This is a genomic window from Nonomuraea sp. NPDC049695, from assembly GCF_040674955.1.
Taxonomy (GTDB): domain Bacteria; phylum Actinomycetota; class Actinomycetes; order Streptosporangiales; family Streptosporangiaceae; genus Nonomuraea; species Nonomuraea helvata.
Genome location: NZ_JBFANV010000189.1, coordinates 1 through 5,571, shown reverse-complemented (window position 1 = coordinate 5,571; position 5,571 = coordinate 1). Strand labels below are relative to the sequence as shown.

General features: G+C 68.0%; 5 protein-coding genes and 1 pseudogene. 2 read left to right on the top strand and 4 right to left on the bottom strand.

Going from position 1 to position 5,571, the window contains the following annotated elements; translation table 11 throughout:
* Positions 1-584 precede the first annotated feature (584 nt).
* The gene (locus AB0J64_RS56635) at positions 585-884 is read right to left on the bottom strand and encodes a hypothetical protein (RefSeq protein WP_364046915.1); all 300 of its coding nucleotides are present in this window, start codon (positions 882-884) and stop codon (positions 585-587) included.
* A 169-nt stretch (positions 885-1,053) separates the two neighbouring features.
* Here AB0J64_RS56635 and AB0J64_RS56630 point away from each other — a divergent pair, with 169 nt between their 5' ends.
* A complete protein-coding gene (locus tag AB0J64_RS56630) occupies positions 1,054-2,202 on the top strand; it encodes a hypothetical protein (protein ID WP_364046912.1) in 1,149 nt (382 codons plus the stop codon).
* 165 nt (positions 2,203-2,367) lie between these two features.
* On the opposite strand, the gene AB0J64_RS56625 is transcribed toward AB0J64_RS56630, so the two are convergent.
* Complete coding sequence (locus AB0J64_RS56625; protein ID WP_364046909.1) at positions 2,368-3,873, bottom strand: NF041680 family putative transposase; 1,506 nt, start codon at positions 3,871-3,873, stop codon at positions 2,368-2,370.
* Between the two features lie 345 nt (positions 3,874-4,218).
* On the opposite strand from AB0J64_RS56625, the gene AB0J64_RS56620 reads away from it, so the two are divergent.
* Complete coding sequence (locus AB0J64_RS56620) at positions 4,219-4,581, top strand: hypothetical protein (protein ID WP_364046906.1); 363 nt, start codon at positions 4,219-4,221, stop codon at positions 4,579-4,581.
* A gap of 182 nt (positions 4,582-4,763) precedes the next feature.
* Here AB0J64_RS56620 and AB0J64_RS56615 read toward each other — a convergent pair whose 3' ends face one another.
* Together AB0J64_RS56615 and AB0J64_RS56610 are read right to left on the bottom strand one after the other, a co-directional pair.
* The gene (locus AB0J64_RS56615; RefSeq protein WP_364046918.1) at positions 4,764-5,441 is read right to left on the bottom strand and encodes a hypothetical protein; all 678 of its coding nucleotides are present in this window, start codon (positions 5,439-5,441) and stop codon (positions 4,764-4,766) included.
* A 44-nt stretch (positions 5,442-5,485) separates the two neighbouring features.
* Positions 5,486-5,533, bottom strand: a pseudogene (locus AB0J64_RS56610) (hypothetical protein); the annotation flags it as partial.
* Between the last annotated feature and the right edge of the window lie 38 nt (positions 5,534-5,571).

The window sequence follows — 5,571 nt, the reverse complement described above, 5'->3', positions numbered from 1 at the left end:
GTCGAGCAGGCAGTAGCCCTCGGACATCCCGTCGAACCCGTGCCACGCGGCGCCCAGTTTTCCAGCCTCGATGCCCTGACGCTCGTGAATGGGAAGATCCACAGCGCTGGCGACGTCCCCCGGTTCCTGGGTTCGAGGTCTGAGCCGGGGCCGGGAACGGACCTGGGAGGGCCCTGCCTCAGGCCTGCGCTCCAGCACGGCGCGCTCCTGGGCCACCGACCTCCAGGACGCGGCGGGCGGTTACCCGCAGACCGGCGCCGGTTGCCCTGGCCCGCATCCATGCCTGCCCGCGCACATATCCAGGAGTCGCCATAGGCGAGTCGGGGCGGCGAACGCGCTGCCCGAAAACCGTCTGACCTGGCGATACGCTCCCCTGCCGTGGGTTGCGGTCTTAACCACGCCACCCAAGTCGGGGGTGAAGTCCATACCGAAGTCGCCCCCGAACGAACCGGCCGCCCGAGGCGTCGGCGCTGCCCCGTCGGTCACCACCCGTCCGTGACCGGGCAGCACCCTGGGCGCTCTCGGCGGCCCGGCGGGGCGGGCTTCCTGCGCGCGGTGTTGTGTGGCCGCCCGGATCCCGGTGTCTAGAGGGGCGTGTCGTTCTCGTCCAGGAAGGCGGCCAGCGCGGCGTCGTCCAGGGCGGAGGCGGTCGTGATGTCCCGGATGGCGATGATGGTCGCTTCGGTGCCGTCGCAGAGTTCGGCGACGGCCCGGGCGCGATCGGCGGTGAAGTCGATCTGCTGCTTGTGCAGCAGCGCCAGCGCTCTGGAGGAGGCCATGCGGATCTCGGCCATGGCGTTGAAGACGTCCATGGACGGATCGCTCGGTGGTTCCTCGTGATCGCCCTGGCCCTGTTCATCGCCTACTGGCTTATTCCTCACCATCCTCGGCAGGGTAGAGATTCCGGGCGGGCGGTGCATGGCGAAACGTCAAGACCTCTTTCGCGCTCCCTCAGGAGGGCGGGGCGCCGAGGTCCGGCGAGACGACGGAGAGCGGTCGACGCCTACCCCACACAATCGAACGAGCGAGCGAAGGTGGCTACCATGTCGAGCTATGAGCGACCCGCCGATGATCTACATCCTTCCTGAGCAGGAAGTCGGTCATCTGCTGGAGTATCGAGTCGACGCGAGCGATGTGCCGATCGAGGCGCGGGTCACGTGGGATGAGCTCACAAGCTACAGGCGCGCCCGCACCGTTCGGCGAACTGCGTGGATGCCGATCCGGCGGATCCAACTCATGGACGGCCAAGACGACGCCGACGTCGAGCGGACCCCGCTCGATCCGCCGAAGGAGCAGTCGCCCCCCGCACCGGTGGGTCCACCGGGCTGGCCTGCGGGAGTACCGGAACCTCAGTCGCCCGACTTCGGCGAGCGCGCGGTGGCGTTCCTTCTTGACCATGTCCCGCCCGGCTACCGGGCCCACGCTCAGTTGTTCGCGAGGTATCCGCTCGCGCTCGCGACCATGGCACTGCACCACCTGACTCACGAGCGTGACGCCTTGAAGGCGGGCTATCGGAGCGTCAGCTACGAGCTGAAGGGGTGGCTGGAGCCCCATACGATCGACGCCCACCTCGAGGTCTATCGAATCGAACTGGAGCGGGTCCGGCGCTCCGGACGTGCCGCCCGCCTGGTCGAACAAACTCTTCGGGCGCGCACCAGATTGCCCGAACAACCCCCGAGAATCCTCCGCACGAAGGGCACGCAAGCCATGGATGAGAAGGTGCTAGACCCGGAGGAGCACGGCTTTCTCCGATCACTCGTGATGTCGATGCCACCCGATGAGCGCTTGGCCTACCTGGGAGCCTTGCCCGAAACCCCGGCACATCTCCAGGGGCTCACGCCCGAAGCGAGAGAGGCCCTGCGCGCGACCGCTCTGGAAGAGGCCGCGCGGATAATGCCGGACGTGGCCAGCAAGCTCCAAGCGGCCGACGACGATCCGTTCCAGTCGGTGCTGATCTTGCAGCAGGCCCAGCGCGAGGCGGAACGGCGTGGGCGACTGCTGCAGAACATCCAGGGCCTGATGGCGAGAATGCTCGCCGCGCACTGGACGCAGGAGGAACTGGTGCATCGCCTTTCCATCGCGCCCGAGGAACTGATTGCCTTGCTGAGGGACACGCCGGCGGAAGCCGACTTCCCGGCCCCCGTGGTTCAGATGATTCGTGAGATGGTCAGCGGCATGGTCGCCACTCCCGACTCTGCCTGAGATCTGCCCTTCCTTCTCCCGGCCTGGAGCGGACGCCATCACCCGACCACCCGGTCGACACCCTGCTCAAGGAGACACGATGGCCCTGCTCAGCTTGTCTTTTAACCTCCGATCTTCGCGTTTCTCGGCAAATGGGATTGGCGAGCGGTTGGTGAGCGTGACAGATCAGGCGGTGCGGCGGGGCTTGGTCCCCTTCTTGTGATGAGTGGGGCGTTGGTGTGCCTCGCCGGTGGCCAGGATGCGTCCGACGTCGTGGCGGGGTGCGCGGTGCCGGTTCGGTGAGCCGGGCGGGCGTCCCGGGCCTGGCCGGGTAGGTTTCGGTGCACCGGCTGGGCAAGGCATCTTCCAGCGCAGGTTGCGAAACCCCCGCCGGACCCGGGCCGGGGTCAACCGTTCGGGCGGGGCGGGCTTCTCCCAGGGGCGGCGCAGGTCGGTGGTCAGCGGCCGGGCCAGGCGCAGTTGAGTGTGCGCGGCCAGGATGAGCCAGGTCCACCGATCGGCGGCCTCAGGGTCGCGGATCTTGGGGGTGGTCCAGCCGAGGGTCTGCTTGAACAGCCGGAAGGTGTGCTCCAGATCGAATCTGCGCAGGAACGCCTGCCAGAGCCGGTCGACGTCCGCCGCGTCGGCGCCGGTGCCCGACCACCACAGCCAGACGGGCTTGGGTTCGCCGCCGCCGGGCAGGTACTCGACGGTCAGCCGGATAACGGTGCCCTCGATGAGCGGCAGTTCCATGTCGTGCTCGATCCAGGCCGCCCGGCGGGTCAGCTTCGGGTGCAGCCGATCCCAGGCCTTCGCGGTCGCGGTGCCGTACCGGGTTGTCGCGGTGGTGGTCTGCTGATCGGGCTCGCCCCAGGTGCCGGGCTGTCCGAAGACGAACTCGCCGCCGTGTTTGGGTGGTCTGCCGCCCTCGGGGTTGTAGACGCGCGGCGGAGTCGGGCGGCGCATCACCCGATCCGAGCGCAGCCTGCCCAGTACCTCGACCGGCAGGTCTGCCAGCAGGAACGTCAGCCGGTGCAGGTCGTAGCCGGCATCGGCCACGATGAGGATCGGCAGGTCGCCGTCCTGCCACTGCCCGACCTCGAGCAGTCGCTCCACGACCTGGCGGAGTTGGACGGCGGTGATCGCCAAGACGTCGGCGCCTGGCTCCAGGCGGATCGCGTCCAGCAGGGCGGTCCAGGAGGTACGGCCGGGCTCCAGCGCTGCCACGATCGAGTACGGCCAGCCCGGGATCATCCGGTGCTCGTTCTTGCCCCGGCCATAGGTGTGGCAGAACGATCGCCTTGGCGCGGTGGCGGCATCGGGGCGCAACCAGGGTGAGACGTCGACCGCCAGCACGAGCCGCCCGTCGGCGGCCCGTGGCAGCGCCAACGTGGCCAGGGCCATGCGCACCCGCGCAATGTTGAGGCGGCCGTGGTTGAGCCCGTCATATAAGGCCCCGTGCCCGCGCCGATGCTCGGGAGCCAGCGCCAGCCCGACCAGCGTCTTGACCGGCCCATCCGCGCACAGCACCGCGTCGGTCAACTCGAACAATTCCTCGGCGCGGCCCGTCAGGCAGGCGAACCACTCAGTACGGAAATTGGCCAGAACGGCCAGCGCGTCAGTGCCGTCACTGTCGCCAGACGGTCCGCTGTCATCGGCCAGCGCGCGTGCCAGCATGGAGGCCACGGCCACCGCCTCTCCTCGAGCTCTTCACACCTCGACGATGAGTCGGTGGCCGCCTCTCGTCTCCCGAATCGACATGGCCTGACCGCCACAGCCCGCTATGCGCGATAGATCACCATCGGTGCCAACCAGGCCAAATGCGAAGTTCAGAGGTTAAAAGACAAGCTCAGAGGTAGTTGCTAAACCGCCCGGGGCCGGATAGATGATCTAGATTCACCGAGGTGCGCCGGCGGGTTGTAGCCGCTGTCGGTTGGCGTGAGGCGCTTTTTGCGGCCTCACGCCCTGCAAGCGGCGTGTCGCCCATCCTGCGTAAACTGCTCACCTCGGATGATGATCAGTATGAGTGAGCTCGATATGACCTGCATCGACGACTGCGACGAGGACGGCCTGGTCCGCCGGTGGGTGCACTTCCAGGTGCCGGTATCGGTTCTGGTCAGCGTCAATGCCTCGGCTGAGGCCAACCCTCGCCCTGGCTGGAATGAGCCTGCCCTGCCCGGGCAGGTCCGCCGGCTGGTGCTGAACCTGGAAAGCGCGGAGTTGGCCGAGCAGCCTGGTAACACGGCATTCGCCTATGACGAGAACCTCAATCCGCTGGAGCCAGACGACTCCACCAGCGAGAGCGCCATCACCATCGCGAGCGCGTTCATGGAGTCCGGGTGGGCACAAGGATCTCAGCCCGAGGTCACGCTCGGAGACTCGCTCCTGCCCGAAGACTGAGCTGCGGGGCCAGCCCGCCGTCAGGTGCGGTAGTGTCGGGGCGCGAGACGCGTCAGCGCTCTGAGCCGCGGAGAGCACAACCATCTTCCGGAGCGATCTCGCTGAGGTCGCTCCGGCGGCCGCCCGTCGCGCCGAGCCTCGTCATCCACTCTCGTCAAGGCCTGGCGACCTTTTTTGCCGCGCTAGTCGCCGAAGTCGACGACGACCTTCTCGTACGGGATGCGCGCTTCGACCAGCGGCAGATGCTCGCGCAGCCCTTGATTGTCGTCGGGGTTGATCCACAGGCTCGTCTTCAGGGCCGTGGCGGCCTTGTCGAAGTCGCCGAGCCGCCACCATGCGAGCGCAAGCCCATGACGGGCACGGTGGAAGGGCCGGTTCTCCGTCGACGACCAGAGCAGGGCACCGGTGAAGCGGCTGGGAAGGCTCAACTCACCGACGGCGACGCCGGTCTGGTAGAAGCCCAACGCCTCCATGATCGCGGCCGATCGCCGGCGTCTGGCCGTCGGCGAGGAGCCGGTGACGGCGTCCGCTCGTGCGAGCGCTTCGTGACCGGAGTGCGCCCAGGCGTCGATGTCGCGGTAGTTCGCGTCGCGGATCTCCTTGAGCGCCTTCCGGTAGGTGTTCCGGTCGCTGGAGCGTTCGCGGTTGTCCAGGGCCCGATCCAGGGGGACATCGCTGCTGGCGCCGACGTAGGGATCTGGCATCAGCCAGCTCTGGCGGATGCCAGCTGCTTTCACGCGCTTCCACCACGTCCACTGCTGTGCCTCGCGGACGAGTTCGGCGTCGTACTCATCCGGATCCAGATCCCAGCCGTGGGCGTGGGGGTCGTAGTCGGAGCCTGTGTTCCGCCAGGCCGGCATCTGACCGCCGCTGAGAACCCGGGTGACGACCAGGCGGCCACCATCTGCACCGTGACCTCCTGCGGCCACGGGGTGACGCCGCGGGCGTGCACGCCGTGGTCGCCGGCGAAGATGGCCAGCGCGGCAGGCT

Bases quoted from the DNA above. Each gene is read 5' to 3' on its own strand.
- AB0J64_RS56635 (WP_364046915.1), bottom strand. From the start codon at position 884: ATGGTGAGGAATAAGCCAGTAGGCGATGAACAGGGCCAGGGCGATCAC.
- AB0J64_RS56630 (WP_364046912.1), top strand. From the start codon at position 1,054: ATGAGCGACCCGCCGATGATCTACATCCTTCCTGAGCAGGAAGTCGGT.
- AB0J64_RS56620 (WP_364046906.1), top strand. From the start codon at position 4,219: ATGACCTGCATCGACGACTGCGACGAGGACGGCCTGGTCCGCCGGTGG.
- AB0J64_RS56615 (WP_364046918.1), bottom strand. From the start codon at position 5,441: ATGCCGGCCTGGCGGAACACAGGCTCCGACTACGACCCCCACGCCCAC.